Origin of the sequence: Massilia aurea (assembly GCF_040790145.1) — a bacterium.
In the GTDB taxonomy this organism is placed as follows: domain Bacteria; phylum Pseudomonadota; class Gammaproteobacteria; order Burkholderiales; family Burkholderiaceae_D; genus Telluria; species Telluria aurea_C.
The window spans coordinates 150670-168112 of record NZ_JBFMMP010000003.1; the positions used below are offsets into that span (position 1 = coordinate 150670).

Here is a 17443-nt window from a genome sequence, read left to right on the forward strand (position 1 = left end):
TTAATAGTGCGGGGGACGTTCGTTGAGCGGCGCCTGGCCGGCGTCGCGCAGGGAGCGCAAATGGTCGGCCAGCTTGCCGACCATCGCCTCGAGCTCGTCGATGCGGCGCTCCTGGCGGTAGATGGTCTTGTTCAGCTCATCGAGCAGATCTTCCTGCTGGGAGAGCTTGATTTCAAGATTGACGAAACGTTCTTCCTGGTCCACGGCGCACTCCGGTAAAGCCGGCATTATGCCAGCATGGCCGGGTGCGCCGCGCGCCTTGGCGATCAGGCGTAAGGAATGAAGTCCAGACCCTGGCCGACCGTCTCGATGACGAGCGCCTGGTTTTCCGGGCTTTCGCTGAACTCGATCACCAGCTGTTCGCGGCCAAGACGACCGATTTCCGCAGTCCAGTACAGCAGGCCGCCGGCATCGGGCTCGCGATTGAGCACGTTGTCGTACAGCTTGTAGATGAATTCCTGATCAGTTGGCGCGGCGCCGTACAGCGTGTCGAATTCCGGCGCTTCCATGAAACCGGCGGCGATCGTGGTGAGCAGGGTGCCTTTATCGAGGTGGTTGGTCCAGAAGCCCAGGCCGCCTTCATCGGACTCGCGGCCCATGATGGCCTGGTACAGGCGGAAGATCTTGGCCGAGTTGTCGTCGATCGCTTTCCAGCCATCGTTGAACTGGATGCGCTCGACGTTGAACAGGCCATCGACCTCACCATTGGCGCCCGTCACCGAGTAGCCCCAGGTTTCCTTCTTGACGGCGAAGTCGGCGCGTGCGCCGGCAAACACCACGGTATCGATACCGACACTGGCGTCCACGGCGGTGCTGCCTGGATTCATGACGATGGTGTCGGCGTTGGCGGTGCCGACCTGGTAGCCCGTGTTCGAGATCACCACGGCAGCGGTGACTTGTCCGGCGCGGGCATTGCCGGCCAAATCCAGCGAGGTCACGATAACGTTGTAGTTGCCATTAGGCAGTGGTTGCGAAGCCAGCGACCAGGTGCCATCCGCGCCAACCACGGCGCTGCCGATCTTGGTGAAGTCGCCGTCGCGATACAGTTCGATCGCGGTGCCGGCTTCGCCGATGCCATTGAACACCGGCTTGTTGCCGCCGAGCGGCAGCGCGATATTGACGGTCGGGATCGACGGCGCGGTGGCATCGATGTGGAACGTCACCCCACTGCTGCCCGTCGACACGTTACCAGCCGCATCAGTGGCGGTGGCGTAGGCACGATAGTTCAGGCCATCGGCCAGGGCCACGCTCGAGCGGGCGCTCCACAGGCCGTTGGCGTCCGCCGTGGTGGTGGCGATCACCTGGTCGTTGAGATAGACCTTGACGGTCGAATTGGCTTCAGCCGTGCCGTTCATGGTCGGCTGGCTGCCGCGCGCATACAGGTAACCATTCTGCGTCACCGCCATCACCGGCGCCGCTGGCGCGACATTATCGCCCGTCACACTGGCGCGCTCGACGCGCATGTCGGCAAACTGCAGCAATTCGATATTGCGCAGGGTATCGGTGCCATCGGCGCCCGAGACCGCCAGCGAACCATCGGCCAGCGTGGTGAACGCATACGCGCCGCGATTGCCACTGAATATCACGGTATCCGTTCCTGCTCCGCCGTCGATCATGTCGTTCCCCCCGTTGCCTTGCAATTTGTCGTCGAATTGGGTGCCGTTCAGGACATCGTCCTTGAAGCTGCCCGTGAGATAGCGTGCGCCGGTCGTGCTGTTGATGCCGAGGTCGCCACGCAGGCCATCGCCGCCATACAACCAGTTCAGCGCGGCGATGTCGTAGGGACTGTAGGTGCTGTGCCAGCCGCCGACGGAGTCATACGACATCAGGGTATTGCTCGTGTTGTCTTCGCTACCAGGCAGCACGGCCAGTCCTTCGTCACCGGGCTCGGTGAACGGGTGCTTCAGGCCGAGCGCGTGGCCCAGCTCGTGCAGCAGGGTTTCATAGCCCTGGCTGCCGACCGTCAGGTTCTGCGTCATCGCGCGCCACTCGGCATTGTCCAGGTACACATAGGCGTTGGCGGTGTACGAGGTCACGGTGGTATCGGTGCCGCTGCGCGACGACAGCCAGCTGTTCAGGCCGGTTGTATAGGCGCCGTCGAGGTTCAGGTTGGCCAGGTGGAACTGCGCGCCGGTGCCCGACGCCGTTTCCTGGAACACGATGCCCGTCACTTGCTGCAGATAGCTGAACGCCGTGCGGGCAGCTGCTTGCTGGGATGCGCTGAACGTTTCCTGGCCACTCCGGCTGCTTTCGTTGCCCGAGGTTGTCGAGAACGTATAGAACAGCACGTTTGCATTGTTATTGCTGAGGTAGTTCCAGTCCGGGCCTTTGTCCAGCAGGGCATCGATGTGGTTCAGTCCGGTAAGCGGGGTGACGGTGATGTCGGAAGGGGTAGTCATGAATCAGTCGGAGAGTATCGCAGCGTTGCAGCAAGGTAATTGCCGTGGAAATTTAGATATCAAATCTTATCCCGGCAAGTATTTCTTGCCCGACACTTGAAGTCAAATGGCTTTTCAATCGTGCGCACATCTTGGCAATCCATCAAGGCTTGCACGCAACGGTTTACTCCGGAACAGGCTTTGGCGTTGCCAATAACGCTTTTAGATTGGCCAACCTTTCCTTAGGACTAAGTATTTCCGATTCCATCGGCGCCGCTTCGCCAACGTCCAGTGCCATTTCCTTGATGAAGCGCGACGGATCGCAATTGACCAGCTCGCCCGCACGCTTCCGGCGCTTGCACCAGCTCACGTGCAGCGTGCGCTGGGCACGCGTGATGCCTACGTACATCAGGCGTCGTTCTTCCTGGATGCGCGCCGAAATGGTTTCGATGGATGCATCCGGATCGCCCTTGTGCGGCAGGATGCCCTCTTCCACGCCAACCAGGTACACGTGCGGATACTCCAGTCCTTTCGACGCGTGCAGGGTCGACATGCGCACCGCATCCTGCTCTTCGTCCTGGCCTTCGAGCATCGACATCAGCGCAACCATCTGCGTCAGTTCCAGCAGGTTCTTTTCTTCGCCATCACGGTCGCGCCCGCCACGGCCGCGGTCTTTCAGCCAGTTGGTAAATTCCAGCACGTTCTGCCACTTGGCCTGGGCCGCGCGGTCATCGAAGCCCTCGTACAGGTAATGCTCGTAATTCATTTCCTTCATCATGTCGTCGAGCACCTCGGCGGCATGGTCGCCCGCGCCCAGCGGACCGGGCCGGGTCGCGCGGTCTTCCAGCTCGCTGATGAACTGGCAAAAATTGCGCACCGAGCCCAGTTGCCGCTCGGCCAGCTTGGCTTCGATGCCGCCCTTGCGCGCCGCCTCGAACAGCGAGCAATTCCACTGCTTCGAGAACTCGCCCAGCACTTCCAGCGTGGCCATGCCGACGCCGCGCTTGGGCGTCGTGATGGCGCGGATGAAGGCCGGGTCGTCGTCCTGGTTGGCGATCAGGCGCAGGTAGGCAATGATGTCCTTGATCTCGGCCTTGTCGAAAAAGCTCTGGCCACCCGACATCGTGTACGGGATGCGCTCCTTGCGCAGCGCCTGCTCCATCACGCGCGCCTGGTGGTTGCCGCGGTACAAAATCGCAAAGTCGGACCAGTTATTCTTGCGCTGAAAGTGTTCGGACGAAATCAGGATCGCGATCTGGTCCGCTTCCTGGTCGTCGTTCTGCATGCCCATCACCTTGATCGGCTCGCCCAGGCCGTGTTCGGACCACAGCGACTTCTCGAAGATCTTCGGGTTGTTGCCGATGACCGCATTGGCCGCCTGCAGGATGCGGGTGGTGGAGCGGTAGTTCTGTTCCAGCTTGATCACACGCAGATCGGGGAAATCGACCTGCAGCGTTTTGAGGTTCTCGACCGAGGCGCCGCGCCAGGCATAGATCGCCTGGTCGTCGTCGCCCACGGCCGTAAACATCGGCTTCTTGCCCAGGCCCGTCACCAGCAGCTTGACCAGCTCGTACTGGCAGGTATTGGTGTCCTGGTATTCGTCCATCAACAGGTAGCGCAGGCGGCGCTGCCAGCGGTCGCGAATCGGCTCGTTGTTGCGGAACAGTTCCACCGGCAACCGGATCAGGTCATCGAAATCCACCGCCTGATAGGCCTGCAGCGTGGCCACATAGCTGCGGTACACGCGCCCGGCCTGGGCTTCGTCTTCATCGCGCGCCGCCTTGATGGCGTCGTCCGGGTCCACCAGGCCATTCTTCCACAGCGAAATCGTGTTCTGGATGCGCCGGATTTCCTGTTTATCGGTGCTCAGCGCCAGGTCGGACACGATGGTGTAGCAGTCGTCGCTGTCCATGATCGAAAACTTGTCCTTCAGCCCCACCCCGGCCGCCTCCTGGCGCAGGATGCGCACGCCCAGCGAATGGAAGGTCGACACGGTCAATTGCTTGGCCTGCTTCGGTTGCTTGAGCAGCTTGGCGATGCGCTCCTGCATCTCGAGCGCCGCCTTGTTGGTGAATGTCAGCGCGGCAATGGTGCGCGGGTCGTAGCCGCAGTGCTCGATCATGTAGGCGATCTTTTGCGTGATCACGCGCGTCTTGCCGGACCCGGCGCCAGCGAGCACCAGGCAAGGGCCGTCGAGATACAGCGCGGCTTCGCTCTGCGGCCCGTTAAGGCCGAACTTTGGTGCGTTGGACATGGGAAAGTTTTCGGTGGGACGGGGAACGATTGTAACAATCTGGCGCGTCCACCGGGCGATGGCGTGTGCAATCGGGTACCATTCCCGTTTTGCGGCGCGCTGCGCTGCAGCCCTATTTTTTCTGGAACTTTGCCCCATGAAATTCGAACATCTCGTCGAAATCAACGATCCGATGAACCCGCTGCTCGACACGCTCACCCGCGAGCAGTTGTGGCACGGCCTGGTGCTGCGCGCCGAGCAGCCCAAGCTGTTCATTCCGCACCTGGATGCCTGCGAGATCCTCGAGCGCGACGCCGGCGTCATGCGCCGCCGCCTGACCTTCGGCCCCTTGGTCATCGAAGACAAGGTCACCCTCACCCCGCTGCAAGAGGTGCACTACGACGTGCCGGCCCAGGGCGACATCGCCGCCTCGACCCTGCGCATGGTGATCGAAGCGCCTACCAGCGCCATGCTGCTGGTGCGCTTCTGCTATGACGACGGCATGGGCGAGCACGTCGACCAGGCCAATGCGATGTACGACGAATTCAAGAAGTCGGCGTACGAAGAAGCCGACATCGACACGGTGCGCATCCTGCGCCAGCTGGCCGGTGAGGGCAAGCTCGCCACCAACCTGCTCAACTGATCGATCAACTGAGCTAGATACCCGGTTCGGTCTCGCCCGTGTGGGTCGCGCTCTCGCCCGTCGACAGATTGGTCGCCAGGTCGCGCAGCGCGGTGCGCACGCCTTCTTCGATCACCGGGTGATAGAACGGCATCTCCAGCATCTGGTCGACCGTCAGGCGCATCTGGCACGCCCATGACAGCAGGTGCGCCAGGTGTTCGGCGCGCGGCCCGATCATCTCGGCGCCCAGAAACTGGCGCGAGCCGTACTCGGCATATACCCGCAAGATCCCCTTGTTCTGCAACATGACGCGGCTGCGGCCCTGGTTCTCGAACGAGACGCTGCCCACCGCGAACTTGCGCTGCCCACCCGCGCACAGGGCGCGGTACGTCTTGCCCAGCGTGGCGATATTCGGTTCGGTGAAGGCCACCGCGATCGGCGTGCGGCGCAGGCCGGGACGCACGTCCGGGTAACGGCCGGCATTGTCGCCGGCGATCTTGCCGTGATCGGCGGCGTCGTGCAGCAAGGGGCGCTCGTTGTTGGCGTCGCCTGCGATGAAGATGGGGCTGCTGCCGCACTGCATGGTGCGCGCGTCAAAGGCCGGGATGCCGTCGGCGCCCCGCTCCAGGCCGGTCAATTCAAGGCCCAGGTCGTGCACGTTCGGCGTGCGGCCGGCCGCCATCAGGACATACTGGAACCGCTCGCTGCTGTCCTTGCCCAATGCGTCGCGCACGTGCAGGACGACCTCGGCGCCGTCCTGTTCCGCTTTCACGATCTCGGTCTGGAACGCGATGTCGAGTTCTTCGTTCAGCACGCGCGACGCGCAGCGCAGCACTTCGGGGTCGCTGATGTTGGCGATGGAGCCGCCGCGTGCGTAGAAGCGCACGCGCACGCCAAGGCGCGCCAGGGCCTGGCCCAATTCGAGGCCGATCACGCCGGTGCCGATCACGGCCACCGACGATGGCAGGTCATTCCAATAGAACACATCATCGCTGGTGACGATGCCGGGGCCGACATGTTCGAGCTGCGGCAGGCGCAGCGGCGTCGAACCGGTCGCGATCACGATGCGCCCGGCGTGGATCTCGGTATGGTCATCGACCTGCAGCGTGCACGGACCGGTAAAGCGCGCCTTTCCCTGCAGGCGGTCGTGGACGGGAATGGCTTCCACCGCGTCGAGCACGAAACCGACGAAACGGTCGCGTTCGCGCTGGACGCGTTCCATCACGGCCGGGCCGTCAATGCGCACAGCGCCGGCATGCACACCGAACGGACCGGCCGTGTGCAGCGCGTGGGCCGCCTCGGCGGCGGCGATCAGGAGTTTGCTCGGCATGCAGCCAACCCGGGCGCAGGTGGTGCCGTACTGCGCGCTCTCGATCACGACCGTGTGCGCGCCTTGGGCTTTGGCCGCGCGGTAGGCCGTCATGCCGGCAGTGCCGGTGCCGATAATGGCGACGTCCACGTTCAGTTGTTTCATGGTGCTCTTTCGCTGTTGACTGGCAAAACGATACGCTATTTCACGCCAGCGGGTGGCATTCAGGCTTCACACCAGTTCGGTATTGCTGAACATCACACAAACTTGTCGAGCAATCTTACATACCAAACATGCCTTACGTAAACTTTATATATTTTTTGATAAGAATCAATAACATAGGAAAATTTATGGTGGCGGAACGATAATTGCTTGTATCTCGAGCATATCCATTCAGGAGATGTTCCATGTCAACCGCTATTAAAAAAATGTTCGTTGGCCTGTCGCTGTGTGCTTGCTCGTCCGCCTTTGCCGCGCCGTTTGTCATCAATTTTGCCAATATTGAAAGCAACGGCGAATTCGGGGACAGTGCCAATATCGTGCAGCTATACCAAATCGGCGCCAACTCGGTCATCACCAGCTTTACCTTTTCCGGCCTGTTGACCGCTATTCCTGCCAGCTTCCTGTCCGAACTGACCCTGACCCTCACCGACTCGGCGCTCTCGACCGGCATCAACTACAGACCCGGCATCGATGACGCATTCCCAGGCACGGCGAGCTACACGGAGTTCGTCGACCTGACCGCCGACAACGATAGTTTCGCGGTCGGCAGCGACGGCATCCTGCGCCTGGAATTCAATGAACTCTTCGACGACTTTCCAGGCGCCGATGGCATCTGGAATTTCGGCACCCTGACCCTGGAGGTGGAGGCGCCTGGACAGGTGCCGGAACCGGCCACCGGCCTGTTGCTGGGCGCCGGCCTGGCGATGATGGGCTACGCCGGGCGTCGCCGCAAGGCTGCGGGCAAGGCTGCCCAGCGCGCCTAAATATCGAGCGGATCGACTTCGAGCGACCACTTCACGCGGGCCTTCATGGCCCGCAGCTGCGCCATCCACTCGCGCAGGAAGGCCTGCAGGGCCGGGCGCGAGCTCGATTCCACCAGCAGCTGGGCGCGGTCCATATTGTGCACCCGCGTCATCGTCATCGGGATCGGGTCGTTGATCAGGATCCCGTCGTGCTCCAGGCAGTCGCGCGCGGCCTCCAGAAATGCGATGGCAATCGGCAGCTCGCGCGCCTCGGCCCGCAGCAAGGCCTGGTACATATATGGCGGCAACCCCGCTTCGCGCCGTTCGTCGAGCAACTGGCCGGCGAAGCGCTCGTAATCGTGGCGCATCACCGCGCCGTACAGCGGATGCTGCACGTAGCGGGTCTGCACCAGCACCTCGGACGGCGCCCCGGCCCGGCCCGCGCGCCCCGCCACCTGCATCAGCTGCGCGAACAGGCGTTCGCTGGCGCGGTAGTCTTGCGAGAACAGCGCCGTATCCGGGTTCAAGATCCCCACCAGCGTGAGCTTCTTGAAGTCGTGCCCCTTGGCGACCATCTGGGTGCCGATCAGGATATCGACCTCGCCCCGGTGCACGCTGTCGAACGCCGCCTGCGCGCTGCCCTTCAGGCGCGTGGAGTCGGCGTCGATGCGCAGGATGCGCGCCTCGGGGAACATCGCCCGCAAACCCTCTTCGACGCGCTGCGTGCCCCGTCCCAGCGGCTGGATGTCGACGTTGCCGCAGGTCGGGCACGAGCGCGGAATGCGCAGCTCGAGGCTGCAGTGGTGGCAACGCAGCCGGTTCTCGGGCTTGTGCAGCACCATGAACGCGGTGCAGCGCGTGCAATCGCTGATCCAGCCGCAGGCGTCGCAGCAGATGACCGGGGCGTAGCCGCGCCGGTTCAGGAACAGGAGTGACTGCTCACCGCGCTCCAGGCGCAGGCGCAGCGCGGCGACCATCTCGGCGGTGAGGCCATCGCGGCCGCGGTCGCGCTCCATGTCGATCAGGCGCACCTTGGGCAGCACGGCGTCCTGCACGGCCCGTTCGCGCAGGTCGAGGCGCTGGTACCGGCCTGAGCGCGCGTGGTGCCACGATTCGAGCGACGGCGTGGCCGAACCCAGCACGATCGGGATGCCCAGCTGGTGCGCGCGCCAGACAGCCAGGTCGCGCGCCGAATAGCGCAAGCCTTCCTGCTGCTTGTACGACGGGTCGTGCTCTTCGTCGATGACGATCAGCGACAAATGCGGCAGCGACGACAGCAGCGCCAGGCGCGTGCCCAGCACGATGCGGGCCTGGCCCAGGTGCGCCGCCAGCCAGTGCAGCATGCGCTCGCCCTCGGACAGGCTGCTGTGCAGCGTGGCGAGCATCATGCCGGGAAAGCGCGCGCGGATATTGCCTTCGAGCTGCGGCGTGAGGTTGATCTCGGGGACCATGATCAAAATCTGTGCCTGCGGGTCGCGCGCCAGCACTTGGGCGCAGGCTTGCAGATAGACCTCGGTCTTGCCGCTGCCAGTCACGCCCCACAGCAAGAAGGGATTGAACCCGATGGCACCGCCGATGGCGTCGGCCGCTTCTTGCTGGGCGGTGTTCAGCGCTGGCATGCCCACCGCGGTGGCATCCTGCCCCGGGTCCAGCTTGGCCAGTTTCTTCAGCCCCCGCGCCAGCGCCACCGTTTTCGGCACCCGCAGGTTCTTCGGCAAGCCGGGCAGCGCCACTTCGCCGAGCGGGCGCTGGTAATACTCGGCGGCGAAACGCGCCAGCGCCAGCCAGCGCTCGGACAGGGGCGCCAATTCGCCCCGCACGGCCAGCGCATCCTTGAGTTTTTCGGGCGGCACGTCGCTGGTCGACTTGACCGCGACGATCAGCGCCATCACCTCGCGCCGCGCAAACGACACCAGCGCCAGCTGGCCCGGCAGCGGTTCGTCGCCGGGTTGGCAGGGCCAGCGGTAGTCGAAACTGCTGTTGAGCGGCGTATCGATCACCACTTCAAGAAAGCAGTGCGGTTCGATCGATGCTTGGTTGCTGGTTGCCAATCTGGATCCTGTGCAAATCTGTGGAGAACTTTGTGAATAGCCGGGGACTTGACCCCATCAAAGGTTTACGTTAGATCAAGTCGCGGATGATAATTCCCGAGCTCAAGAGAAATTAAATCTTCATAATCAATGACTTGGAAAATCAACGCAAAACCTGTTAACAAGCTTGACCACATTTCGCGCCTTGTGCATAACTCTGCAATTTTCCGTGGAAAACTCGCTGCAATGCGTCATACAGTTAAGGCACTACTTGAGGTTGCGCGCTAAGTACCGGTAAACGAAGCACTTTTCCCCCAGGTTGCGGCGCCTGTTGATAACTTTGTGAACAAGGCGCCATATCGGCCTGAATTCTACTGGACAACGTTACTGGAAAAGGCAGCCAAGCCGCATAGCGTCATCAAAAAATTCTTACGAATCATCGGCTTACGCGTAAACACGACTGCCGGAGATGTCCACAGGAAGTTTTATCGGATTTGCGGAAGTTGTGAACAAGTGACGTAGTTGGCTTGCAATCATGCTACGGCGAAACGACAGCAAGCCGTGGACAACACTACAGCGCGCGTTGCTTGCGGCTGAAGCTGTGTACCGCTTCGACCATCGCGGTGACCGATTCCGGCGGGGTGAATTGCGAGATGCCGTGGCCCAGATTGAACACGTGGCCGTGCCCATTCGATGGCGTGCCGTAAGCGCTCAGCGAGCGCTCGACTTCCGCCGCGATCTGTTCGGGTTCGGCGAACAGGATGGCCGGGTCGAGGTTACCCTGCAGCGCCACACGGTCACCCACCAGCGCGCGCGCGGCGCCCAGATTCACTGTCCAGTCCAGGCCCAGCGCGTCGGCGCCGATGTCGGCCATCTGGTCGAGCCAGATGCCGCCGCCCTTGGTGAACACGACGGCCGGAATGCGCACGCCGTCCTTCTCGCGCTGCAGGCCGGCCAGGATCTGCTGCATGTAGCGCAGCGAGAATGCCTGGTAGGCGCCGTCGGCCAGCGCCCCGCCCCACGAGTCAAAAATCATCACGGCCTGCGCACCGGCGTCGATCTGCGCGTTCAGGTACTGGATCACTGCCCGGGCATTGATGTCGAGGATGCGGTGCATCAGGTCCGGGCGGCTGTACAGCATCTTTTTCACTGTGTGGAACTCGCGCGAACCAGCGCCTTCGACCATATAGCAGGCCAGCGTCCATGGGCTGCCCGAGAAACCGATCAGCGGCACCCGGCCGTTCAGGGCGCCGCGGATTTGCGTGACCGCCTGGAACACGTAGTCGAGCGAGGCCATGTCGGGCACGGCCAGCGCCTTGACCTGCTCTTCGGTGCGCAAAGGGCGCTCGAACTTCGGCCCTTCGCCGTCGGCGAAGTACAGGCCCAGGCCCATCGCGTCGGGTACCGTGAGGATGTCCGAGAACAGGATCGACGCATCCAGCGGGAAGCGGTCGAGCGGCTGCAGCGTGACTTCGGTGGCGTAGTCGGGATTTTTTGCCAGCCCAAGGAACGAGCCGGCGCGCGCGCGGGTGGCGCGGTATTCCGGCAGGTAACGGCCCGCCTGGCGCATCAGCCATACCGGCGTGTACTCGGTCGGCTGGCGCAGCAGCGCACGCAGGAAGGTGTCGTTCTGGAGCGGGGCAAATTGTGGCATGGGCGGCATCGGTTTGATAGGCAGACACCTATTATCGCATTCTTGGGGGCGCACTATAATGCTCGTCCACCCTTCGAAAAAGCCCCACCATGACCGTTGCCACCAGCAAACAAGCCACCCCGTGCGGCGCCTGGACATCCCCGATCACTGCCGCCGTCGTCGCCGCCGGCGCGGTGCCGCTGGCGCAGCCGATGCCCGACGGCGCGGCGATCGGCTGGCTCGAAGGGCGCGCCAGCGAAGGTGGACGGATGACGCTGATGGTGCATGACGCGAACGGCACGCGCGAAGCCACGCCGGCGCCGTTCAACCTGCGCAGCCGCGTGCATGAATATGGCGGCGGCGCCTGCCTGCTGACCGGTGGCGTGGCGTGGTTTTCGCATCATGTGGATAACCGCCTGTATCGAGTACAAGGCGACGGACAGCCGGTCGCCGTCACGGCGGCGGCCACCGGCCACCGTTTCGCCGACTTCGTGCTCGACGCCGGGCACGAACGTTTGGTGACGGTACGCGAAGACCATTCGGCTGGCGCCACCTACCCGGTCAACACGCTGTGCGCGGTGGGCTTCGACGGCAACGAGACGGTACTGGTCGAGGGCAGCGACTTTTATGCGGCCCCGCGCCTGTCGCCCGATGGTCGCCAGCTGGCCTGGCTGTGCTGGGACCTGCCGCGCATGCCGTGGGAAGGCACCGAACTGTGGCTGGGCGACGTGGCCGCCGATGGCGCGATCGTCAACCGGCGCCTGATCGCGGGCGGGCCGGCCGAAGCGATCTGCCAGCCCGAATGGTCGCCTGCGGGCGTGCTGCATTTTGTGTCCGATCGCAGCGGCTGGTGGAATCTGTACCGTTACCTCGATGGCGCCGTCCTCGCCCTGTGCCCGCGCGAGGCCGAATTCGGCGCGCCGCACTGGAATTTCGGCGGTTCGCTGTACGGCTTCCGCTCGGAAGAACAGATCGTCTGCGCCTACATCGAAGCGGGCGTGAGCCATCTGGGCATCGTCTCCACCCACGACGGCAGCCTCACGCCCCTGGAAACGCCGTACGAAGAGATCCGCGACGTGACGGTCAGCGGCGACATCGTCACGCTGCTGGGCGGCGCGCCGACCATAGCGCCCGAACTGGCGCGCATCGACCTGACGGGTAGCCCGCTCGAGGTGCTGGCCCACTCGATCCCGCAATTGCCTGCCACCTCGTACCTGGCCGTGCCGCTGGCGATCAGCTATCCGAGCGCGAACGGCCGCACAGCCCACGCCTTCTACTATGCGCCGGCCAATGCCGACCATGCGCCGCTGGAGGGTGAGCTTCCTCCCTTGATCGTGATCGGCCACGGCGGCCCGACCAGCATGGCGGCCAGCACCCTGAAGCTGTCCACCCAATTCTGGACCAGCCGGGGCTTTGCCGTGCTGGACGTGAACTACGGCGGCAGCACGGGCTTCGGGCGCGACTACCGCAACCTGCTCAAGCACCAGTGGGGCGTGGTCGATGTCGAAGATTGCGTGGCCGGCGCGCGCCACCTGGCCGCCATTGGCGCGGTGGACCCCGAGCGCCTGCTCATTCGCGGCAGCAGCGCCGGCGGCCTGACGGTGCTGTCGGCACTGGCCTTCCACGACGTGTTCAAGGCAGGCGCCAGCTATTACGGCGTATCCGACCTGGCCGGGCTTGATGCGGATTCGCACAAGTTCGAGTCGCGCTACAACGAATACCTGACCGCGCCGCCCGAGCGCGCGCAGGCCGTGTACCGCGAGCGCTCGCCGATCCACCACAGCGACAAATTGCGCCAGCCGATGATCTTCTTCCAGGGCCTGGACGACAAGGTCGTGCCGCCGCAGCAGTCCGAAAGCATGGTCGACGCGCTACGTGCTCGCAAGCTGCCAGTGGCCTACCTGACGCTCGAGGGCGAAGGCCATGGCTTTCGCAAGGCCGACAGCGTCGTGCGCACGCTCGAAGCGGAGCTGTATTTCTATCTGCGCGTGTTCGGCATTGCCGTGCCGGCCGACCTGCCCGCCATCGAGATCGAGAATCTCGCCGCATGAAGGGTGGGCTGCAACCGGTCCTGCAACCGGAAGACGTGCGCGCCCAACTGGCCGCCTGCAGCGCCGAAGAAGCCGTCATCCTGGTGCTGCTGGCGATCGCCGGCGAGCCGATGGGCCGTCAGCGCATCCTCGAGCACATGCGCGCCCTGAACGCGCCGCTGCCGGCCGCGCAGTGGGCCGATGAACTGGCGCGCCTGAAGGCCGGAGGCTTGCTGGTCGACGCCAACGAGCGCGGGCTGGCACTGGCGCCGGCCGCGGGCTGGCCCGTGCTCGACTTCGCGCTCGACAGCGGCACGTTCGACATCGTGGCGGGCGCCTATGGCGCGGTGTCCACGGTGCGCCGCGACTGGCAGGGCAACCTGATGCTGCGCAGTTACCGCCAGGGCCTGGCCCTGCTGCGCATCGCCCTGCTCACGCGGCAAGACCTGGATGTCGTCACGCCGCTGCTCGACGCCTGCCTGGGCTGCCATGAAGCGAGCTACCTGCACCCGCTGGTCGACGTCTGCGCGCGCCCGTTCACGCCGGCGCTGATCGAACGCATCCACCCGCGCCTGCGCGAGACCGTCCTGCACATCCTGGTCGTGCACGTGCGCAGCGAGCCGGCGCTGGCGCCTGCGGTGCGCGCCTGCGCCGAGGGCTACATCGCGCGCAGCAGCCCGGAAAGCCTGCTGCGCCGTTCCCTCGGCGAGCACTACATCCTGTGCGGGCGCCTGGATGACGCGCTCGCGCTGGTGAGCGACATGGCCGATTCGCCGGGCCTGTTCCTGCGCAGCGTCGTGCAGCTATTGCGCGATGACCTCGACGCCGGCCTGGCGGGCGTCGAGGCGGCGTTGAAACAGCTGCGGCGCGAGACCGGCAAGCGCAAGGCCACCTTCAGCGGCCATTGCGCGCACATCGCCGTGGCCGCCCTGCTGCGCAGCAGCGAGCCGGCGCACCGCAAGCTGGCCGACGCCTGGCTCGAGATCGAAACGCGCGCCGTGCAGCGGCCCGACAACGCGGTCTGGTTCCAGCTCGGCATGCTGCACGAGATCCGGCGCGGCACGGTCGACGCGACCCTGTTCGCTACCCGCAGCTGGGAGCTGGCGCTCGAGCCGACCGTGTTTCGCGCGCTGATCCATTACTGGCTGGCGCTGCCCGCGCTGAACAGCCAGCGCGCGCGCCTGGAAGACATGCTGGCGCAATCCGAGCTGGCCGGCTTCGACCTGTGGTCGGCCCAGCTGGCCAGCGTGCTGGCGCAGATGGGGCAAGCAGGCTACCTGCTGCACGAAGCGCGCGCGGGCGAGCTGCGCCAGCGCCACCGTTTCAGTGACATGGCCCTGTGGTTCACGCGCGAAGAACCGTGGGAGCGCCAGCTCAATGCCCTGATCAACCTGCAGCCGGCGCTCACCGTCGAACACGTGCGCGAATCCCGCCTGGTCTGGCTGGTGCGCTACGACCCGCACCTGGGCGTGCAGGAAATCGAACCGCGCGAACAGAAGTGCGATGCGCAAGGCGCCTGGAGCCGCGGCCGCGCGCTGGGCCTGAAACGCCTGGCCGAAGAAGGTGCACAGCTCGAGTTCCTCACCGCGCAAGACCTGCAGGCGATCAATGCCATCGCCGGGCGCCGCTATTACGCCGGCAGCGGCATCCGCTTCGAGCTCGAAGTGCACAAGGCCCTTGCCGCGCTGGTTGGCCATCCTCTGCTGTTCTGGATGGAGTCGCCGGGCACGCGGGTCGAGCTGCTGCCGGGCGAGCCGGAACTGCTCGTGAAAAAGCGCGGCGACACCGTCTCGATCGTGTTGCAACCGGCGATCGACAACGAGGATGGCGACGTGGTCATCACGCGCGAGACGCCCACGCGCCTGCGCCTGGTGCGCATCAACGACGAACACCGCCGCATCGCCGCCATCGTCGGCGCCGGCCTGGAAGTGCCGCTGTCGGCCGAGCGCCGCGTGCTGCGCGCCATCGGCGCGGTGGCGTCCAGCGTCACCGTGCAGTCGGACATTGGCGCCAGCAGCGCCGACATCGTCACGGTGCCGGCCGACGCGCGCATGCACCTGCACCTGCGCCCCTATCAGCAAGGCTTGCGCATGCAGCTGCTGGTGCGCCCGCTGCCCGACGGCGCCTATTACGGCCCCGGCGAAGGCGCGGCCAATGTCATCGCCGACGTTGACGGCATCCGCACCGAAGCGCAGCGCGACATGAACGCCGAGCGCGAAGCCGAGCGCCAGCTGGTCGGCGCCTGCCTCGTGCTGGAACAGGCGGAGCAGGAACACGGCGAATGGCTGCTCGGACAGCCGGTGCTGGCGCTGGAACTGGTGGAAGAACTCAGGGCACTGGATCCGACCTCGATTGTCGTGGCCTGGCCCGAAGGCGAAAGCTTCCGCGTGACGAAAAAAGCGACCTCGAAATCGGTGCGCGTGCAGATCCGGCGCGAGCGCGACTGGTTCGCCGCCAGCGGCGACATCGTGATCGACGAAGGCCGCGTGATGAGCCTGCGCACGCTGCTGGAAAAACTGCGCGAGAGCGGCAGCCGCTTCGTGGCGCTGGGCGATAACGATTACCTGGCCCTGTCCGACGAACTGCACCGGCGCCTGATGGAACTGGGCGCGTACGGCGAACTGCATGGCGACGGCATCCGCACCCACGCGCTGGCCAGCTTCGCACTGGGCGAGCTGGCCAATGATGCCGGCAGCGTCGACGGCGACAAGGCCTGGCGCGCGCACCTGGCGCGCATGGCCGACAGCATGGCATTCACGCCGGTGCTGCCATCGACGCTGCAGGCCGACTTGCGCGATTATCAAATCGAAGGCTTCCAGTGGCTGGCGCGCCTGGCCCAGTGGGGCGTGGGCGCCTGCCTGGCCGACGATATGGGCCTGGGTAAAACGCTGCAGGCACTGGCGCTGCTGCTCACACGCGCCAAGGATGGCCCGGCGCTGGTGGTGGCGCCCACCACCGTGTGCCTGAACTGGATCGACGAAGCGGCGCGCTTTGCGCCGACGCTGAACCTGAAACTGTTCGGGCCCGGCGAGCGCGCCGCGACCGTGGACGATGCCGGGCCGTTCGACGTCGTCATCGTCAGCTACGGCTTGCTGCAGCAAGAGGCGGCGCGCTTCAAGGGGCGGCGCTGGCACAGCATCGTGCTGGACGAAGCGCAGGCCATCAAGAACATGCACACCAAGCGCTCGCAGGCCGTGATGGCGCTGCAGGGCGACTTCCGGATGGCGGCCACCGGCACGCCGCTGGAGAACCACCTGGGCGAGTTGTGGAACCTGTTCCGCTTCATCAATCCGGGGCTGTTGGGCAGCGCCGAGCAGTTCCAGCTGCGCTTTGCCGGGCCGATCGAGAAAGCCCAGTCAGAAAAGGTAAAGGACCGGCGCGCCGAAGTCGCCGCCCGCGCGCGCCTGCGGCGCCTGACCGCCCCGTTCATCCTGCGCCGCACGAAGGCGCAGGTGCTGGCCGAACTGCCGCCGCGCACCGAGATCGTGGTCCCGGTCGAACTGAGCGCCGAAGAGAGCGCGCTGTACGAATCGCTGCGCCGCCAGGCGCTCGACAAGCTGGCAGCACTCGAGGCGCCCGAAGGCCAGAAGGCAATCGAGATCCTGGCCGAGATGATGCGGCTGCGCCGCGCCTGCTGCAATCCCGAACTGGTCGCACCCGGCGCCGGCATCGTCAGCAGCAAGCTGGCCGCGTTCGCGCGGCTGACAACAGACCTGATCGAGAACCGGCACAAGGTGCTGGTGTTCAGCCAGTTCGTCGACCACCTCTCGCTGATTCGCACCTACCTCGATGCGCAGGGCGTGCGCTACCAGTATCTCGACGGGTCCACGCCGATGCAGGAGCGTAAAAAACGGGTCGATGCGTTCCAGGCCGGCGACGGCGACATGTTCCTCATCAGCCTGAAAGCGGGCGGCGTGGGCATCAACCTGACGGCGGCCGACTATGTGATCCACATGGACCCATGGTGGAACCCGGCGGTGGAAGACCAGGCCTCGGACCGCGCGCACCGCATGGGGCAGCAGCGGCCGGTAACGATCTACCGGCTGGTGGCGCGCGGCACGATCGAAGAAGGCATCGTCGACCTGCACCGCCACAAGCGCGACCTGGCCGACAGCCTGCTCGAAGGCACCGAACTGGCAGCGCGCATGTCGCCGGGCGAGATGCTGGACATGCTGCGCACCGGTTTATCCAATTGATAACATTGCATTTTGCGCGTTCGTGTCGGAATGTTTCAACGGTCCGC

General features: G+C 64.8%; 10 protein-coding genes. 4 read left to right on the forward strand and 6 right to left on the reverse strand.

Going from position 1 to position 17443, the window contains the following annotated elements; translation table 11 throughout:
- The 3 genes from AB2N08_RS07300 to AB2N08_RS07310 all read right to left on the reverse strand — a co-directional run bounded on the left by AB2N08_RS07300 (position 1) and on the right by AB2N08_RS07310 (position 4632).
- Positions 1-204 (reverse strand): SlyX family protein, encoded by a 204-nt coding sequence (locus AB2N08_RS07300; protein WP_183555154.1) that lies wholly within the window; start codon positions 202-204, stop codon positions 1-3.
- A gap of 62 nt (positions 205-266) precedes the next feature.
- Positions 267-2399, reverse strand: coding sequence for a DUF4214 domain-containing protein (locus tag AB2N08_RS07305; RefSeq protein ID WP_367609973.1), 2133 nt, complete (start codon positions 2397-2399; stop codon positions 267-269).
- Positions 2400-2562: 163 nt separating this feature from the next.
- Positions 2563-4632: a UvrD-helicase domain-containing protein gene (locus tag AB2N08_RS07310; protein ID WP_367609974.1), complete on the reverse strand. Its 2070-nt coding sequence runs from the start codon at positions 4630-4632 to the stop codon at positions 2563-2565.
- Between the two features lie 136 nt (positions 4633-4768).
- Here AB2N08_RS07310 and AB2N08_RS07315 point away from each other — a divergent pair, with 136 nt between their 5' ends.
- On the forward strand, positions 4769-5254 hold the full coding sequence (locus AB2N08_RS07315) for an SRPBCC family protein (RefSeq protein WP_367609975.1): 486 nt from the start codon (positions 4769-4771) through the stop codon (positions 5252-5254).
- A 13-nt stretch (positions 5255-5267) separates the two neighbouring features.
- On the opposite strand, the gene AB2N08_RS07320 is transcribed toward AB2N08_RS07315, so the two are convergent.
- Positions 5268-6707, reverse strand: coding sequence for a dihydrolipoyl dehydrogenase (locus tag AB2N08_RS07320; RefSeq protein WP_367609976.1), 1440 nt, complete (start codon positions 6705-6707; stop codon positions 5268-5270).
- A gap of 242 nt (positions 6708-6949) precedes the next feature.
- On the opposite strand from AB2N08_RS07320, the gene AB2N08_RS07325 reads away from it, so the two are divergent.
- Complete coding sequence (locus AB2N08_RS07325) at positions 6950-7528, forward strand: PEP-CTERM sorting domain-containing protein (protein WP_367609977.1); 579 nt, start codon at positions 6950-6952, stop codon at positions 7526-7528.
- On the opposite strand, the gene AB2N08_RS07330 is transcribed toward AB2N08_RS07325, so the two are convergent.
- Together AB2N08_RS07330 and hemE are read right to left on the reverse strand one after the other, a co-directional pair.
- Positions 7525-9558, reverse strand: coding sequence for a primosomal protein N' (locus tag AB2N08_RS07330; protein WP_367609978.1), 2034 nt, complete (start codon positions 9556-9558; stop codon positions 7525-7527). The genes AB2N08_RS07325 and AB2N08_RS07330 overlap by 4 nt on opposite strands.
- 550 nt (positions 9559-10108) lie before the next feature.
- Complete coding sequence (hemE, locus tag AB2N08_RS07335) at positions 10109-11191, reverse strand: uroporphyrinogen decarboxylase (protein ID WP_367609979.1); 1083 nt, start codon at positions 11189-11191, stop codon at positions 10109-10111.
- A gap of 89 nt (positions 11192-11280) precedes the next feature.
- On the opposite strand from hemE, the gene AB2N08_RS07340 reads away from it, so the two are divergent.
- On the forward strand, positions 11281-13221 hold the full coding sequence (locus AB2N08_RS07340) for a dipeptidyl-peptidase 5 (RefSeq protein ID WP_367609980.1): 1941 nt from the start codon (positions 11281-11283) through the stop codon (positions 13219-13221).
- Positions 13218-17396: an SNF2-related protein gene (locus tag AB2N08_RS07345; RefSeq protein ID WP_367609981.1), complete on the forward strand. Its 4179-nt coding sequence runs from the start codon at positions 13218-13220 to the stop codon at positions 17394-17396. Before AB2N08_RS07340 ends, AB2N08_RS07345 begins: the two co-directional genes overlap by 4 nt.
- The last annotated feature ends 47 nt before the right edge of the window (positions 17397-17443 follow it).

Bases quoted from the DNA above. Each gene is read 5' to 3' on its own strand.
- AB2N08_RS07320 (WP_367609976.1), bottom strand. From the start codon at position 6,707: ATGAAACAACTGAACGTGGACGTCGCCATTATCGGCACCGGCACTGCC.
- AB2N08_RS07345 (WP_367609981.1), top strand. From the start codon at position 13,218: ATGAAGGGTGGGCTGCAACCGGTCCTGCAACCGGAAGACGTGCGCGCC.
- AB2N08_RS07325 (WP_367609977.1), top strand. From the start codon at position 6,950: ATGTCAACCGCTATTAAAAAAATGTTCGTTGGCCTGTCGCTGTGTGCT.
- AB2N08_RS07305 (WP_367609973.1), bottom strand. From the start codon at position 2,399: ATGACTACCCCTTCCGACATCACCGTCACCCCGCTTACCGGACTGAAC.
- AB2N08_RS07310 (WP_367609974.1), bottom strand. From the start codon at position 4,632: ATGTCCAACGCACCAAAGTTCGGCCTTAACGGGCCGCAGAGCGAAGCC.
- AB2N08_RS07315 (WP_367609975.1), top strand. From the start codon at position 4,769: ATGAAATTCGAACATCTCGTCGAAATCAACGATCCGATGAACCCGCTG.
- hemE (WP_367609979.1), bottom strand. From the start codon at position 11,191: ATGCCACAATTTGCCCCGCTCCAGAACGACACCTTCCTGCGTGCGCTG.
- AB2N08_RS07340 (WP_367609980.1), top strand. From the start codon at position 11,281: ATGACCGTTGCCACCAGCAAACAAGCCACCCCGTGCGGCGCCTGGACA.